Genomic DNA, 13,367 nt, shown 5'->3' with positions numbered 1-13,367 from the left:
GTGCCGTATTCATGCGTCCAACGGACGCAGCCAGAAACGCAGAAGATGAGTAGTAGGCGTGAGCGCGTCGAGCTCGGTCCAGTCCAGCTCGCAGAACATATCGTCCTGCCGCTGGTAGCCGCGCTTGCGCCAGAACGCGTCGTTGGGTCGGTATCCGGGCGGCTGGCGTGCATCGTTGCCGGCGCGTTCCACGGCGCAGAACGCCGTCCATCGATAACCCGGCTGGGAGCGCGCGTGGTGTTCGCGCGCATCAAAGAAACGGTGGCCGATGCCTTGCCCGCGATACGCCGGCAACAACACCGATTCGCCGAAATAGTACACGTCGCCCAGCACCATCCCGCGCGCCACGAACGGCTGCTGGATGGCGGGCACTTCGTCGACCAGCGGAATGCCGGTGGAGCAGCCCACGACATCGTCGCCATCGAGTGCCAGCACGAACACGCTGCGTCGCGAGCGCGCGTACGCTTCCAGATAGCGCTGCTCGTACGCCATGTCGCCGTCGTACAGATACGGATAGTCGCGGAACACCGAGATGCGCAGGCGCGCCAATGCTTCCAGGTGCGGCCTTACCGCCTCGCCGACACTGGTGAGGATGCGCACGCCCATGGCTCAGCCAGATACCTGCGCGATCCAATCGGACAGGTTGTAATAGTTGCTGATGCGCGCAATGCGACCATCGCGTATCTCGAAAAAGGCCCCGCCCGGCAGCACATAACGCTGGCCGCGGGCCGGCGGCAGGCCTTCGTCGTCGGCGAGATATTGACCATGGACAATGTATTCCGCTGCGGCATGCGCGCCGTCAGCGCTCTCCATCAGCACGATATCGCGCAGCTCTTCGCGGTAGCTTCGATTCATGCGCGCGAGGAAGGCACGGAAGGTGTCGCGCCCGGTTTCGCGATGGCCCTGGTTGATGTCGTGCGCCACGTCCTCGGTGAGGCAGTCGAGCATGGCCTCCCAGTCGCCGCGATTGAACGCATCGTAATAACGGGCGATCAAGGCGATGCTGGCGGACATGGCGGTTTCCTGGGGCAAGGGGCGCACAGCTTAAAGCATGTATCGCCACCTATCATGCCCTGCCCTTGGTCATGCACGCCGCGACTCAGAAGTGGATGCCCGTCGCCTTCAGCGCCCAATACATGCCGAACGCGGTCCAGAACATTTTCTTGATCGCCTTGCCGGCAAGCCACGCGGCGAGCAAACCCACCAGCAAGGGCATGTACTTTTCCAGCGTGCTGCGCGAGTTGTTGATCACGTTCATGATGATGTCTCCCCGCACCCCATCGGTGCGGGAGAGATCATCCGTCCGCGCCCATTCTGGCGGCAGGGCGCGGCGTCAACCATCGCAGGTGACAACTATCACGCCTGCCGCAGCCTCAGCGCGTTGCCCACCACCGACACCGACGACAGGCTCATCGCCAGGGCGGCCACCATCGGCGACAGCACCACGCCCAGCCACGGATACAACAGGCCGGCCGCCAGCGGCACGCCCACGGCGTTGTAGACGAAGGCGAAGAACAGGTTCTGGCGGATATTGCGCACGGTGGCCCGCGACAGCGCGAGTGCCCGCACGATGGCGCTCAACTCGCCCTTCACCAGGGTCACCTGGGCGCTTTCCATGGCGATATCGGTGCCGCCGCCCATGGCGATGCCGACATCGGCAACGGCCAACGCCGGAGCGTCGTTGATACCGTCGCCGGCCATCGCCACTCGATGGCCTTGTTTCTGCAGACGCTGGATCACCTCTGCTTTTTCGGCAGGCGACATGTCCGCATGCACTTCGTCGAGATCAAGCGCACTGGCGACGGCGCCGGCCGTGGCCAGGTTGTCGCCGGTGAGCATGACGATGCGCAGTCCTTGCGCCCGCAGGTCGGCAAGCGCCTGCGGCGTGCTGTGCTTGATGCGATCGGCCACGGCGACGAGGCCTTCGAGTGCGCCATCGATGGTGAGAAACATCACCGTGGCCCCTTCGCCGCGCAAGGCATCGGCGCGCGCGCCCACCTCGTCGTCGAGCGGCACGCAGGCATTGGACAACAGACGATGGTTGCCCAGCGTCACCGCGTGTCCGTCCACTTCGCCTTCCACACCGGCACCCGTCACGCTGCGAAATTGCGAGGCCTGCGGCACGACGATGCCTTCCGCTTCCGCGCCGACGACGATGGCTCGCGCCAGCGGATGTTCGCTGAGCCGTTCCAGGGCCACCGCCATGCCAAGCAATTGCGCACGCGGCACCTCACCCAGGCTCACGACCACCTTCAGCGCTGGCTTGCCTTCCGTCAGCGTGCCGGTCTTGTCGACCACCAGCGTGTCGATGGCGCGGAGCGATTCGATGGCTGCCGCATCGCGGAACAGCACGCCGTTCTGCGCGGCGCGACCGCTCGCCACCATGATGGAAATCGGTGTGGCCAGGCCGAGCGCGCAGGGGCACGCGATGATCAGCACGGAGACCGCCGCGATCAACGCATAGGCAAGCTTGGGCTCGGGCCCGAGCCAAGCCCACAACACGAAGGCCAGCAACGCCACCGCGACCACGGCAGGCACGAACCAGGCGGCCACGCGGTCGGCCACACGCTGCAGCGGCGCCTTGCTGCGTTGCGCCTGCGCCACCAGCGTCACGATCTGCGAGAGCACGGTAGCGGCGCCAACTTTTTCCGCGCGCATGAGCAGCGCGCCATCCTGGTTCACCGTGCCGCCCGTCACCGGCTCGCCCTTGCGCTTGGCGACCGGCAGCGGTTCACCGGTGAGCATGGACTCGTCCACATGGCTGCTGCCGTCGAGCACGACGCCGTCCACCGGCACTTTTTCGCCGGGGCGCACGCGCAAGTGATCGCCGGCGTGGACGGCTTCGATCGGCACATCATGTTCGGTGCCGTCGGCTTCGATGCGCCACGCCGTCTTCGGGGACAGCCCCAGCAAAGCCTTGAGTGCGGCGCCCGTGCGGCGTCGCGCGCGCAGCTCGAGGAAATCGCCGAGCGTGACCAGGGTGACGATCACCGCCGCCGATTCGAAATACACACCGACCCGTCCATGCATGTCGTGAAACCCCGCAGGGAACCATGACGGCATGAGAAACGCAGCAGCGCTGTAGAACCACGCCACGCCTGTACCGAGCGCGATGAGCGTGTACATGTTCGGCGACCACGGATTGAGCGAATGCCAGCCGCGCGCGAAGAACGGCGCACCGCCCCACAACACCACGATGGTAGCCAGCACGGCCTCCGCCCACGCGGACCATGCATGCCATGGCGCCGGCAACTGCCATCCGAACAGATGCGGCCCCATCGCCAGCAGGAACACCGGCAGCGTCAACGCGGCAAGCGTCCAGAAGCGGCGCGACATGTCACGCAATTCGTGGCCGTCGTCTTCGAGGCTGGGCATCATGGGTTCCAGGGCCATGCCGCACTTTGGGCAATGGCCTGGACCTATCTGCTGCACTTCCGGATGCATCGGGCAGGTGTAGATCGCGCCTGCGATGACCGGCGTCGGCTCAGAGACTGGATTCAAATAGCGCGTTGGCTCCGCGAGAAACTTCTCTTTGCAGCGCTGCGCACAGAAATAGTAGGTCGCGCCACCGTGTTCGGCGTGATGCTTGGCGTGGGCCGGATCCACTGTCATGCCGCATACGGGATCTTTCAAAGCAGGCGCGTGGTGGTGAGATGAGCCGTGATCATGCTGGTGGTGTGCGGGCTCTGCCGCGTCTGTGCCGCAACAAGTCGATATCACCGCCGGCTCGGCCGCTGCGTTGGCGCTGCAGCATGCATGCTTCTCCCCGCTCATGCCTCGTCTTCCTGATCGGTCAACGCCTTCAGGATCGGACATTGATCCGGCGAGCCGTGGCCCGGGCATGCCTCGATAAGTTGTTCCAGGCCATCGCGCACGCGGGTCAGTTCGGCGATGCGCTCGTCGATGGCGGCCAGCCGTTCCTCCGCGCGTTTCTTCACCGCTTTGACGCCCCGATGGCGATCCGCCGACAAGGCCAGCAAATCGCGGATCTCCTCGAGCGTGAAGCCCAGATCCTTCGCGCGGCGGATAAAGCGCAGCTGCCGCACCGCTCCTTCGTCATAACTGCGATAACCCGATGCCCGACGCAAGGGCTCGGGCAACAGCCCCTCGCGCTCGTAGTAGCGAATGGTGTCGATGGCGACGCCGACGCGCCGGGCAACGGCGCCGATGGTCATGGAGGTGTGGGGAGTGTTCATGGCACCAAGTCTAGACCTTTGATCAAGGTCCAGAGTCAAGCGGTCCGCGCCGGGGCGCCCCTGCTGGCCAAAGCCTCTTACCCCGGCATTGGCGCCTTTGGGCCTGGCGCTCGCGTGATCAGCCGGCTCGATGGCCTTGATCGCGCATGCAATCAAGCCAAACGGCAGTACTCGGCTGCCCCTTTCTCCTTGGGGCTGGACAGCTTCTTGCCGAAGTTGTTCACGGGGACTTCGACATACCTGTGGACAAGGAAGGCGACCAGGATGGTCAGGCCCAGGCTGATCATCCAGGCGAACGTGAAGGTTATGCCCCTGCTGATCAGGATGGGCATGGCGACGTAGCCGATCATGGAGTGAACCAGATAGAGCGGAAAGCTGATGTCGGCCAGGAAGTCGAGTATCGCGTTTTCCTTGAACCTGCCTCGGAGCAGATAGCACAGTGAAAACAGCATCAACGCATAAGTGTAGTTTTTCGTCAGCGCCCCGAAGAGTCCTGTCGCGTAGAAGGAATTGATCGTCACGAACAAGCCATAGATGATGACCCCGTAACCAAGCGCAACCTTTGCGCTGAGCTCGCGATAGAGAACGTAGTAAAACAGGCAGCCAAGGAACATGAATATGATGAACTTCATGTCCGATACCGCATATGAAACAAGGGATGGTGAATTCATTCCATGGGTCGAGAAGAAAGCAACCAGGCAACACACGATCATGAATCCAATGGACAGCCGCATGACTTGATGAGCACTTCTCCCGAGCATGTTTATCAGCGCAAAGACCACATAGAACTTGAGCTCCACCGCAAGCGACCAGCTCACGAAGTCCAATGAAGGCAAACCAGCCGCGCTATGGACGAGCGGGATATTTCTTGCCAGGAACAAGAGGCTGATTCTGTCCGACAACGGTGTCGACCAGTACCACGAGCAGATGAAATACAGGGCGATGCTGATCAACAGGCAGAACCAGTAGACGGGATAAATGCGGAAAAACCGCCTCGTCAGAAATTGACCGGTCGAAATATTCCTAAGGCTGATCGGTATGACCAATCCGCTTATCAGGAAAAACACGGCGACACCGAAAACGCCGTAGAAGAATCCGCCCCATGCCGGTGACAATACGTGCTGCGTATAGGCCGGCTTCAACGGCACAAAACTGGCCGGCGTCCCGATCAACGCGCGCACGCCGGGCGCAAAGAAGATGCCCCAATAGTGGTTGATGACCACCGATAGCGCCGCAATCGCGCGCAGCTGATGGGCAAACCTGACCTTCATGCGGGCTGCCGATGGCTCGACGCGTTCAACATGTCGCTATCCGAACGGCGAGCTTGAAACCCGGTTGAGCCGGCATTTTCGGCTTCCTCCCAATGTGGGCACGCACACTGGGCGTCACCATACATCGGTGCTGCTCGCGACGGTGGGACTGCTTCATCGCTACGCTGAGTGAGTGCCCGGCACGATCGAATGCGTTGCCATGCCGCTACCCCACGATGGGCGGTAGCTCGGTCATTGGACTTCAAATGGCTCTTGGCCGCGGCACTGAGGCTCCGACTCGGACGTTCACTCGGCCAAAATTCCTCGCTTTGACATCAACTTGCAACCGGTGGCAGGTTTTAACCACTACGACCCCTTCACTGCCCCGGAGCCTATGCTCAGCCGGCGTGGAGACGCCGCGCGGCACCGAGGTAACCGGCTGCTGCCGTCCGACGAAGTGAGGATATCCAACCTGCGATCCCGGGAGCGCCGCATGACCGATCCATCTCGTCAGCCACCTTCACATCAACCCTTGAGGTGGCTGGTTATCGGCCTTGCAGTGGCCGTGCTCGCCGGCGCGTTTGCCTATGTGGCCGGCTGGCTGACGCCGCAAAGACTGACGTCGCGTCGATTGGTGGATACGCTGCAGGAAGGCGGTGGCGTGCATCCCGGCTTCCGGCGCAATCACGCCAAGGGTGTGTGCGTGGCGGGTTATTTCGAAAGCAATGGTGAGGCCGCGGCGTATTCCACGGCCAGCGTGTTTACGGCCGGTAGTCGCACGCCCGTGGTGGGCCGTTTTGCCCTGCCCGGCGGCAATCCTTATGCGCCCGACAGCAGCGTGCCGATCCGCAGCTTTGCGCTGCGCTTTGCGTTACCCAATGGCCAGCAGTGGCGCACTGGCATGAACAGCATGCCGGTGTTCCCGGTGGCGACGCCGCAGGCGTTTTACGAGCAACTGGTGGCCACCCTGCCCGACCCGGCAACCGGCAAGCCCGATCCCAAGAAGGTTGGCGCCTTCTTCGCCTCACACCCGGAGACCGGTGCATTTCTCGCCTGGGTGAAAACGGCCAAGCCCTCGGCGAGTTTTGTCACCGAGACCTACGAGGGGCTCAACGCGTTCTATTTCGTCGATGGCACCGGCAAGCGCCACGCGGTGCGCTGGAAAGTCACCCCTGTCGCGAACGACGATGCCGGCACCGGCCCGCAAGCCGGCGACCCGGATTATCTGGCCAAGGACTTGCAGCAGCGATTGGCGCAAGGACCACAGCGTTGGCAGCTGCGCGTAACCCTGGCCGAGCCCGGCGATCCCACCAATGACGCGACCAAGCAATGGCCCGCCGATCGCCACACGATCGACGCGGGCACGCTGGTGATCGAAAGCGAGCAGCCGCAGGACAGCGGCCCCTGCCGCGATGTGAATTACGACCCGACCATCGTTCCCGCAGGCATCGAAATCTCCGACGACCCGCTGCTGCCAGCGCGCTCCGCGGCCTATGCCGTGTCCTATCTGCGCCGCACCAGCGAAGAAGCGCATGTCCCCGGCGCCGCGCGCGCGACCACGCCCTCGGAGCACCCGTGATGAATGCCAAGCACGCTACCTATCCCGGCGCGTTTCATCCGCTCGCGCGCCTGCTGCACTGGCTGATGGCCTTGCTGATCCTCACCATGCTGTTCGTTGGCGTGGGCATGGTGTCGACCGTGTCGGAAAAACACCAATGGCTGCTCGCCCTCCACAAGCCGCTGGGCGCCACCATCTTCGTGCTGGCGCTGATCCGCCTTGCCGTGCGCTGGCGCCACCCGCCGCCGCCCTTGCCGGCCGATATGCCGCCGTTGATGCAGTGGGTGGCGCATGCCTCGCATTGGGTGCTGTATGCGCTGATGCTCACGCTGCCGCTGGTGGGCTGGGCGATGCTTTCGGCGGGCGGTTACCCGATTTCGCTCGGTGGTTCGTTGCATCTGCCGCCGCTGCTTTCGTTCGACGGCGAAACCTATGCGTGGCTACGAGTCACGCATCGATGGTTGGCCTATCTGCTGTTCGTCACCGTACTCGGACATATGGGCGCCGCGCTCTACCACGGGCTGATCCGACGCGACGACGTGCTGCCCAGCATGACCTTCCCGCGGCGTGAAACGGTGATCGTGGAACCGGTGGTCGTGGCCCCTGCCGCGACCGAACCGCCGTCGAACGAGCCGCCCCGTGCGTGATTCGGCGGCGTCTCAGGCGCTGCCACTTGCGATGTCCGCTGTCAATAGTATGATTGAAATCATACAAACTACGTGGAGCGGCCATGCGTTACGACGCCGAACACAAACAGAAAACCCGCAGCAAAGTACTGGAAGTGGCGGCCAAGGCGATCCGTCAGGACGGTCCTGACCGCATTGGCGTCGCCGGCGTAATGGCCGAGGCCGGTCTCACCCACGGCGGCTTCTATGCCCACTTCAAGTCCAAGGATGAACTGGTCACGGCGGCGATCGAGCAGATGTTCGAGGAGTCGCGTGCGCGCCTGAAGCATGAGATGGAAGGCCACGCCCCCGCCCAGGGGCTGGCCAACTACATCGATTTCTATCTGTCGAAAAAGCATCGCGACGCGCGCGCCAGCGGCTGTCCCATGGCTGCGCTGGCCTCTGATCTGCCGCGCCTCCCCGAGCAGACCCGTGCGCTGTTTGCCGACGGCGCGCGCCGTCTCACCGACGCCATGGCGGAGCGATTCACCGCCTTGGGCTATAGCGATCCGCAGACCCTGGCTCGTTCCACCGTGTCCGAATTGGTCGGCGCCTTGTCGCTGGCCAGGGTGGAGACGGACGCCAAGCGTTCTGATGCGATCCTGGCCGATTCGCGGCACCTGCTGAAACAGCGCCTGGGCCTGGAGTCCGCATCGTGAGCATGATTACCGAGATCGGCCAGGGCCTTAGCGGGCTGGAGCAATTGCGCGCATTCATCGCCTCGGGCCAGCGCCCGGGCATCGGCGACTCGCTGGATTTCGATCTCGTGGACGTGGGTGAAGGCTACGCGGCATTCGAAGGTGTGCCCGGCGTGCATGCGTACAACCCGATGGGCATCGTCCATGGCGGCTATTTCGCCACGCTGCTGGATTCGGCATGCGGCTGCGCGGTGCATTCGCGGCTCACCGCGGAGCAGGCGTATACGTCGCTGGAGCTCAAGGTCACCTTCCAAAAAGCGATGACACGCGATACGGGTCGCGTCCGCGCCGAGGGCCGCGTGCGCACCATGGGGCGCCGCGTGGCCTTCGCGGAAGCCAGCCTGATGGACGCCCAGGGCCGCCTGTACGGTACGGCCACCTCAACCCTGTTGGTCTTCGACCGCTAGCAGTCAGCGCGCGCGTGAGCGCATGGCGCGCGTACGTGCTGCACGCACGGCGCCCGCCGCTCGGCTGCTGGTCGCAGCGGCCTTCTTCGCCGCGGCCTTGCGTACTGCAGGCCCCTTGGTTCGCGAGGCCTTCTTGGCCGCGGCGGAACGTTCGGCTGGGGTGCGGGCAGCGGCGGCCTTGCGCGCGTGCTTGGACAGCGCGGCATGCGAAGCCGACGCCGTGCTCTCGCGCTTGAGCGCCTGTAATGTCGCTCGACTGCGCTTGGCTGAGGCGGCCTTTGTCATCGCGCGCTTCTTGGCGACCGGTTTCTTGCGGGTGCTCTTGGCGCCCTTCTGCGCCGGCACATCGATGCCCGCGCGGCGCGCCTGCGACAGGCCAATCGCAATGGCCTGTTCCGGCGAACGCGCGCCATGCACACCTTCGCGGATGCGCTCAATTTCCTCGCGCACGAACTCGCCGGCCTGGGTGCTGGCCGACTTGCCCTGGCGTTGATCTTTGCGGGCGCGAGCCAAAGCGCGTTCGGTAGGCATGTCGAAACTCCACTGCGTGTGCACCGACCATGCTGCGGTGATGCCCGTGAAATGCAGAACAAAATAAAGCTCAGGCCACTGGCGAATATTCACAGCGATGGCAGCAGTGGCTGCGACATGCTCGCCCGCTTTCACGCCAGCGCGTTGTCCTCGGCCGGATCCTCCGCCGCCACGAAACCACCGGTCTGGCGCTGCCAGAGACGCGCATAGAGGCCGCCACGCATGATCAGTTCCGCATGTGTGCCGGTTTCCACGATCTCACCCTTGTCCATCACCACCAGGCGATCCATGCGCGCAATGGTGGACAGGCGGTGGGCGATGGCGATGACGGTCTTGCCGCGCATCAGCACTTCCAGACTGTCCTGGATCGCCGCTTCGGCATCCGAATCCAGTGCCGAGGTCGCTTCGTCCAGGATCAGGATCGGCGCATCTTTCAGCAGCACGCGAGCGATGGCGATGCGCTGGCGCTGGCCGCCGCTGAGCTTCACGCCGCGCTCGCCCACGTGCGCGTCGTAACCCACGCGGCCTTCGCCATCGACCAGTTGCGGAATGAATTCCTCGGCGCGCGCCTTGCGCACGGCTTCGATCACCTGCGGCTCGGTGGCATCGGGTCGGCCGTACAGCAGGTTGTCGCGTATCGGGCGATGCAGCAGCGAGGTGTCCTGCGTGACCACGCCGATCTGCGCGCGCAGGCTTTCCTGCGCCACCTGGGCGATGTCCTGGCCATCGATCAGGATGCGCCCCGCTTCAAGGTCGTACAGGCGCAACAGCACATTCACGAGAGTCGATTTGCCGGCGCCGGAGGGGCCGACCACGCCGATCTTCTCGCCACCGCGCACCTTGAGATCAAGGCCGGCGATCACGCCGCCCTTCTTGCCGTAGTGGAAGTGGATGTCTTCGAAGTGCACGGCGCCTTCAGTCACTTCCAGCGGCATGGCGCCGTCGCGGTCCTGCACGGTGCGGGGCTTGGAGATGGTCTCGATGCCGTCCTGCACGGTGCCGACGTTTTCAAAGATGCCGTTGATCACCCACATGATCCAGCCGGACATGTTGTTGATGCGGATGACCAGGCCGGTGCTCAGCGCAATCGCGCCCACGGTGACCTTGCCCTGGCTCCATAGCCATAGCGCCAGCGCCGAGGTGCCGACGATCAGAAAACCGTTCAAGGTGGTGATGGTCGCGTCCATGGCCGTGGTCAGGCGCGTCATCGCGCGCATGCGCCTGATCTGTTCGCCCATCGCATCGGCCACATAGGCCTCCTCGCGCTGCGTATGCGCAAACAACTTCAGCGTGAGGATGTTGCTGTAGCCATCGACGATGCGCCCCATCAGGCGCGAACGCGCCTCTGACTGGCGCCATGAGCGCTCCTTGGTGCGCGGCACGAAATAGCGCAGCGTGGCCACATAGGCGATGAGCCACACCACCAGCGGCACGGCGAGCCACACATCGGCCTTGGCGAACATGAAAATGGCGCTGCCGGTGTAAATCGCCACGTACCAGATCGCATCCACGATCTGCACCGCCGATTCACGCAGCGCGCCTGAGGTCTGCATGATGCGGTTGGCGATGCGACCGGCATAGTCGTTCTGGAAAAAGCCCAGGCTCTGGCGGATCACATAGCGATGGTTCTGCCAGCGGATGCGGTTGGTGAGGTTGGGCACGATGGCCTGGTTCACCAGCAGGTCGTGCGCGCCGATCAGGATCGGGCGTGCGATCAGCGCCACGAAACCCATCCACAGCAGTTCGTTGCCGTGCAGGTGGAAGAAGTCGGCGACCGGCGCACCCTTGGCCATATCCACGATGCTGCCGATGAAGCCGAACAGCGACACCTCCACCAGCGCCACGCCAAAGCCCACCACCAGCGCGGCGGCGAACACCGGCCACACCTGGCGCAGATAAAACACGTAGAAGCGCCAGACCGACGACGGCGGCATGCCGTCGACGGGTTCGCGGAACGCGTCGATCAGCGATTCGAACCAGCGGAACAGCATGGGGAGGTCGTCCTTGGGAGGCGGCGGCGCGGGAGGAGGCGCTTGATAGCACTTGGGTGAAGGCAAGTCACGGGAGTTTCAAGGCGCGGCGCCCTCCAGGCCCGCCGTGCCTTTGTGGGAGCGCACCCTGTGCGCGACTGCGGCGGCGGGTCGATCGGGGCGGCGCTCTCGCGCCGCGTTCGCGCACAGGGTGCGCTCCCACAAGGGGGGACAGGGGCGCCGTCATGGGCGCGCACTTGCATTTTTCGAAACTCACGATATATCTTAAGACTGTTACTTACGATATATCGGAGTTAGTCATGGGATTTCGTCATTTGTTCGATCGGCACCACGCGCACCATCACCACCACTGCCACGAAGGCCGCGATGCCTGGGCTCGCGAGGCCATCGGCATGGGCCGTGGCCGGGGACGCGGTCGGGGCTTCGGGGACGACGAGGGTGAAGGCGGCTGGGGTGGCATGGGTGGACGTTTCCGCGGGGGCCGCGTGTTTGGCCACGGCGACCTCAAGCTGATCCTGCTCGCCTTGATCGCCGAACAGCCGCGTCATGGCTACGAACTGATCCGCACCATCGAGGAGATGTTCGACGGCGCCTACTCGCCCAGCCCCGGCGCGGTCTATCCCACCCTCACCCTGCTCGAGGAGCTGGGTCACGCGAGCGTGGAAAACGACGGCGGCAAGAAGCTCTACACCATCACGGCCGAAGGCAAGGCGTTTCTCGCCGAAAACAAGGAAGCCGTGGACACGGTGATGTCGCGCATGGAGCAGACCGCCAAGATGTTTGCCCGCGCTGCCGCCCCGATGGCCTTGCGCGAGGCCATGCACAGCCTCAAGCGTGCGCTGTTCATGCACGGCGGCCCGTGGAACGCGGATGAAGTGAAGCGCATCGGCGACATCATCCGCAAGGCCGCGGAAGAGATCGCCAAGGGCAACAAGGATGCCTGACGCCATGTCCACTGCGCCGGCCGACGTTCATCAGCTGCTGGCGCAGGCGGGCATGCGTGCCACGCCACCGCGCCTGGCGATCTGGCGGGTGCTGCACGAGGCGAGTGACGAGCCGGATGCGGTGGAACTGATGTGTCGCGCGCAGGCGCTGGAGCCACACACCAGTCTCGGCACGGTGTATCGCTTTCTGCGCGAACTGGAGCAGCACGGGTTGGCCAGTTCGCGTGCCGTGGCGCACGAGCGAGCGCGTTGGCGACTGGGCGCATCGAGCGGATCAGTGTCGCGGCAGCCCGAAGCGATCGCTGCCGTAGCCCGGCTGGCGGCGGCGTTTGGTTATCGCCTGGTTCGCGCGACCAGCTGAAAGTCAGCGGCGCACGGTTCCTCGCCGCGACGCCAGCCGATCAGCCAGCCTCGTAGGCTCGGGCAACCGATACTTCGTACCAAACGCCAGCACCAGTTCCGGCGCAGTGGCCATGCTCACTCTATGCCCCGGCGAAATGATCAAGGGCCGGATGCGATCCTTGCTGCGCAGGACGCAGCCGATCACTTCGCCCTTGTACTCCAGCGGCTGACGGTCGCCACGGTGCGGCCCCACTTCCTCGTGCACACCCACCAAGATCGATTTCGCCACGCCGATGGTCGGCAGGCCGGTGACCACGCCCAGGTGCGCGGCGATGCCGAGTCGTCGCGGATGCGCGATGCCGTGGCCGTCGACGAACACCAGATCCGGCGATTCCGGCAGTTCCGACAAAGCTTGCAGCAAGGCAGGCAGCTCGCGAAACGAGAGCAGCCCGGGGATATAGGGCATGCGCGTCGGCTGTCGCGCGACCACTTCGGCGATCGGCGCCAGCGTCTGCGCATCGATCAACACCGCCGCCGCGCGCGTCACCGCACCGCTCTCTTCAAAGCCCACATCGACGCCGGCGACATGGCGCAGTGGCGGATAGTCGTCCACCAGCCGCACCTGCGCGGCCAGTTCGGACTGAAGCAGGCGTGCCTTGGCGACGTTTCCGTCCCAGGGCGGCATGGTGTTGGCGAGGTCGAAGGCGCTCATCAAGAGAGCGTGAATGCCCGGGCCTGAACACACCGTCAAAACATTTATTCATTGACCGGTTCAGGACCGGTCG

General features: G+C 64.3%; 15 protein-coding genes. 6 read left to right on the top strand and 9 right to left on the bottom strand.

Translation table 11 applies throughout. The features are described from left to right. Positions 1–9: 9 nt before the first annotated feature. From AC1DKY_RS08210 to AC1DKY_RS08185, 6 genes are all read right to left on the bottom strand, one after another. The gene (locus AC1DKY_RS08210) at positions 10–606 is read right to left on the bottom strand and encodes a GNAT family N-acetyltransferase (RefSeq protein WP_441603408.1); all 597 of its coding nucleotides are present in this window, start codon (positions 604–606) and stop codon (positions 10–12) included. 3 nt (positions 607–609) lie between these two features. Then, complete coding sequence (locus AC1DKY_RS08205) at positions 610–1,014, bottom strand: ketosteroid isomerase-related protein (protein ID WP_441603409.1); 405 nt, start codon at positions 1,012–1,014, stop codon at positions 610–612. 85 nt (positions 1,015–1,099) lie between these two features. Then, positions 1,100–1,258: a hypothetical protein gene (locus AC1DKY_RS08200; protein ID WP_441603410.1), complete on the bottom strand. Its 159-nt coding sequence runs from the start codon at positions 1,256–1,258 to the stop codon at positions 1,100–1,102. 98 nt (positions 1,259–1,356) lie between these two features. Beyond that, positions 1,357–3,774, bottom strand: coding sequence for a heavy metal translocating P-type ATPase (locus AC1DKY_RS08195; protein ID WP_477179896.1), 2,418 nt, complete (start codon positions 3,772–3,774; stop codon positions 1,357–1,359). Beyond that, positions 3,771–4,196 (bottom strand): MerR family DNA-binding protein, encoded by a 426-nt coding sequence (locus tag AC1DKY_RS08190; RefSeq protein WP_441603412.1) that lies wholly within the window; start codon positions 4,194–4,196, stop codon positions 3,771–3,773. The genes AC1DKY_RS08195 and AC1DKY_RS08190 overlap by 4 nt, the downstream gene beginning before the upstream one ends. Before the next feature lie 152 nt (positions 4,197–4,348). Further along, on the bottom strand, positions 4,349–5,467 hold the full coding sequence (locus tag AC1DKY_RS08185) for an acyltransferase family protein (RefSeq protein WP_441603413.1): 1,119 nt from the start codon (positions 5,465–5,467) through the stop codon (positions 4,349–4,351). A gap of 472 nt (positions 5,468–5,939) precedes the next feature. Here AC1DKY_RS08185 and AC1DKY_RS08180 point away from each other — a divergent pair, with 472 nt between their 5' ends. The 4 genes from AC1DKY_RS08180 to AC1DKY_RS08165 all read left to right on the top strand — a co-directional run bounded on the left by AC1DKY_RS08180 (position 5,940) and on the right by AC1DKY_RS08165 (position 8,774). Then, positions 5,940–7,025 carry a catalase family peroxidase gene (locus AC1DKY_RS08180; RefSeq protein WP_441603414.1) on the top strand — a complete coding sequence of 362 codons (1,086 nt, stop codon included), beginning with the start codon at positions 5,940–5,942 and terminating at the stop codon, positions 7,023–7,025. Beyond that, positions 7,025–7,651 carry a cytochrome b gene (locus tag AC1DKY_RS08175; RefSeq protein ID WP_441603415.1) on the top strand — a complete coding sequence of 209 codons (627 nt, stop codon included), beginning with the start codon at positions 7,025–7,027 and terminating at the stop codon, positions 7,649–7,651. The genes AC1DKY_RS08180 and AC1DKY_RS08175 overlap by 1 nt, the downstream gene beginning before the upstream one ends. Before the next feature lie 83 nt (positions 7,652–7,734). After that, positions 7,735–8,328, top strand: coding sequence for a TetR/AcrR family transcriptional regulator (locus AC1DKY_RS08170; RefSeq protein ID WP_441603416.1), 594 nt, complete (start codon positions 7,735–7,737; stop codon positions 8,326–8,328). A gap of 2 nt (positions 8,329–8,330) precedes the next feature. Further along, positions 8,331–8,774: a PaaI family thioesterase gene (locus tag AC1DKY_RS08165; protein WP_441603576.1), complete on the top strand. Its 444-nt coding sequence runs from the start codon at positions 8,331–8,333 to the stop codon at positions 8,772–8,774. Positions 8,775–8,777: 3 nt separating this feature from the next. Here the strand turns inward: AC1DKY_RS08165 and AC1DKY_RS08160 are convergent, their stop codons facing one another. After that, on the bottom strand, positions 8,778–9,305 hold the full coding sequence (locus AC1DKY_RS08160; RefSeq protein ID WP_441603417.1) for a DUF6496 domain-containing protein: 528 nt from the start codon (positions 9,303–9,305) through the stop codon (positions 8,778–8,780). Between the two features lie 131 nt (positions 9,306–9,436). Continuing rightward, positions 9,437–11,293: an ABC transporter ATP-binding protein gene (locus AC1DKY_RS08155; RefSeq protein WP_441603577.1), complete on the bottom strand. Its 1,857-nt coding sequence runs from the start codon at positions 11,291–11,293 to the stop codon at positions 9,437–9,439. 302 nt (positions 11,294–11,595) lie between these two features. Here AC1DKY_RS08155 and AC1DKY_RS08150 point away from each other — a divergent pair, with 302 nt between their 5' ends. Then, positions 11,596–12,240 (top strand): PadR family transcriptional regulator, encoded by a 645-nt coding sequence (locus AC1DKY_RS08150; RefSeq protein ID WP_441603418.1) that lies wholly within the window; start codon positions 11,596–11,598, stop codon positions 12,238–12,240. 4 nt (positions 12,241–12,244) lie between these two features. Next, positions 12,245–12,601, top strand: a complete 357-nt coding sequence (locus AC1DKY_RS08145) for a Fur family transcriptional regulator (RefSeq protein WP_441603419.1) — start codon at positions 12,245–12,247, stop codon at positions 12,599–12,601. Between the two features lie 3 nt (positions 12,602–12,604). Here the strand turns inward: AC1DKY_RS08145 and nfi are convergent, their stop codons facing one another. After that, positions 12,605–13,294, bottom strand: coding sequence for a deoxyribonuclease V (nfi, locus tag AC1DKY_RS08140; protein WP_441603420.1), 690 nt, complete (start codon positions 13,292–13,294; stop codon positions 12,605–12,607). Between the last annotated feature and the right edge of the window lie 73 nt (positions 13,295–13,367).

This window comes from Dyella sp. 01N448 (assembly GCF_056399225.1).
Note: the sequence above shows the minus strand (reverse complement) of the source record. Positions and strands in the feature narration are given on the sequence as shown.